Here is a 2,193-nt window from a genome sequence, read left to right on the forward strand (position 1 = left end):
ACATCGGGGCGGGCACGATCTTCTGTAACTACGACGGTTTCAACAAGGCGAAGACAGTAGTGGGTGAAGCGGCATTTGTCGGCTCCAACTCGGCGCTGGTGGCACCGGTCACGATCGGGGCGGGGGCGATTGTCGGGGCCGGCTCGGTGATCGTCGAGGACGTGCCCGCCGATGCCCTGGCGCTGGCGCGCGGGCAGCAGGTGAACAAGGATGGGGCAGGTGCCGCGTTCCGGGATATGGCCAGGGCGAAAAAGGCGGCGGCGAAGTCGAAATGAGTGACATCCAGAAACGCCTCGCCGGCGAAGCGGCCGCTCTCCGCGTCGAGCAGGGCATGATCGTCGGCCTCGGCACCGGCTCCACCGCCGCCTGGTTCGTCAAGGCGCTGGCGGCGCGGGGGCTCAAGGATCTGCGCTGCGTCCCGACGTCGGAAAAGACCGCCGACCTGGCGCGCGAACTGGGCCTGACCCTGTCGACGCTGGACGACACGCCGAAGATCGACCTGACGGTCGACGGCGCTGACGAGATCGGACCCGGCCTGGCCCTGATCAAGGGCGGCGGGGCGGCCCTGTTGCGCGAGAAGCTGGTGTGGGAGGCGTCGCGGTCCTGCATCGTCATCGCCGACGCCGCCAAGGTGGTGCCGGTGCTGGGTGCTTTCGCCCTGCCGATCGAGGTCGTCGCCTTTGGGCACAAGACCACCGCCAACCGCATCGCCGACGTCCTGCTGGACCACGAGATCGCCATGCCCGCGCGGTTGCGTCAGGCGGATCGGGCGCTGGTCCGTACCGACGGCGGCAATTTGATCTATGACGCAGCCTGTGTGGCGATCCACGATCCTGTGCGGCTGGCCGACGATCTGAAGCTGATCACCGGCGTGGTCGAGCACGGCCTGTTCCTCGATCTGGCGGACGAGGCGATCATCGGCTTGGATTCGGGCGTGGACGTCCTACTTCCCTGAACAACACCACCTCCGCTTTCGTCATCCTCCGGCTAGCGGAGCGAGACCGGGGGACCCAGCGGTGCCGAAGGCGACCTGTTCAGGCAGGATGTCCGACGTCTTTATCCGTGACAGTTTCGCGCTCTCGCGCGCCGCTGGGTCCCCCGGTCTGCGCCGCCAAGCGGCGGCTTGCCGGAGGACGACGAAGCAAAATGGAAAGCGCGACCGATGACCGACACCTACGACTACGACCTCTTCGTCATCGGCGCGGGCTCAGGCGGCGTTCGCGCGGCGCGGCTGACGGCGCTGGGCGGCAAGCGCGTTGCCATCGCCGAGGAGTTTCGGGTCGGCGGCACCTGCGTGATCCGGGGCTGTGTGCCCAAGAAATTCATGGTCATGGCCAGTGACTTCGCCCACCAGTTCCACACCGCCGAGGGCTATGGCTGGACGGTCGAGGCGTCGTTCGACTGGCCCAAATTCCTCGAGGCCAAGGACGTCGAGATCGCCCGGCTGTCGGGAATCTATGCGGCAAACCTGGGCAAGGCCGGCGTCGATCTGGTCCACGGGCGGGCGGTACTCAAGGACGCGCACACGGTCGAGGTCACTCACCGCGACGGCGGCGAACCGAAGACCTTCACCGCCGACAAGATCCTGATCGCCACTGGCGGTAGGCCCTGGATGCCCGAGGGCCTGCCCGGCATCGAACACGCCATCACCTCGGAAGAGGCCTTCCACCTGCCGGAACTGCCCAAGCGGATCATGATCGCGGGCGGCGGCTATATCGCGGTGGAGTTCGCGGGCATCTTCGCCGGGCTGGGCGTCGAGACGACGCTGATTTATCGCGGGCCCAACATTCTCCGTGGCTTCGACGACGATGTGCGGGCGCACCTGGCGGGAGAGATCGAGAAGCGCGGCATCAAGGTCGTCCTGGGCTGCCAGCACAAGTCGATCGAGAAGACCGACACCGGTCTGGTCAGCCATCTCGAGAACGGCATGACGCTGGAGACCGACGTCATCATGTTCGCCACCGGCCGCATCCCATACGTCAAGGACCTGGGACTGGAGACGGCGGGCGTCGACCTGAACGACAAGGGGGCTATCGTCGTCGATCAGCTGTCGAAGACGACGGCCGAAAACATCTGGGCCATCGGCGACGTCACCGACCGCATGAACCTGACCCCCGTCGCCATCCGCGAAGCCGTCGCCTTCCACGAGACGGTCTACAAGGACAACCCCCAGCATTTCGACTACGAGGCCGT

3 protein-coding genes are annotated in these 2,193 nt (G+C 66.3%); all 3 read left to right on the forward strand.

Annotated elements, in window-relative coordinates; all coding sequences use genetic code 11:
* Positions 1–275, forward strand: a 275-nt coding sequence (locus JHC99_RS18535; protein ID WP_292156166.1) for a DapH/DapD/GlmU-related protein, incomplete at its 5' end; no start/stop codon positions are given.
* Positions 272–955 carry a ribose-5-phosphate isomerase RpiA gene (rpiA, locus tag JHC99_RS18540; protein WP_292156167.1) on the forward strand — a complete coding sequence of 228 codons (684 nt, stop codon included), beginning with the start codon at positions 272–274 and terminating at the stop codon, positions 953–955. The genes JHC99_RS18535 and rpiA, both read left to right, overlap by 4 nt.
* Positions 956–1,162: 207 nt before the next feature.
* On the forward strand, positions 1,163–2,193 hold a 1,031-nt coding region (locus tag JHC99_RS18545; RefSeq protein ID WP_292156168.1), incomplete at its 3' end, for an FAD-dependent oxidoreductase.

Origin of the sequence: Brevundimonas sp. (assembly GCF_016463485.1) — a bacterium.
Lineage (GTDB): Bacteria > Pseudomonadota > Alphaproteobacteria > Caulobacterales > Caulobacteraceae > Brevundimonas.

Bases quoted from the DNA above. Each gene is read 5' to 3' on its own strand.
- rpiA (WP_292156167.1), top strand. From the start codon at position 272: ATGAGTGACATCCAGAAACGCCTCGCCGGCGAAGCGGCCGCTCTCCGC.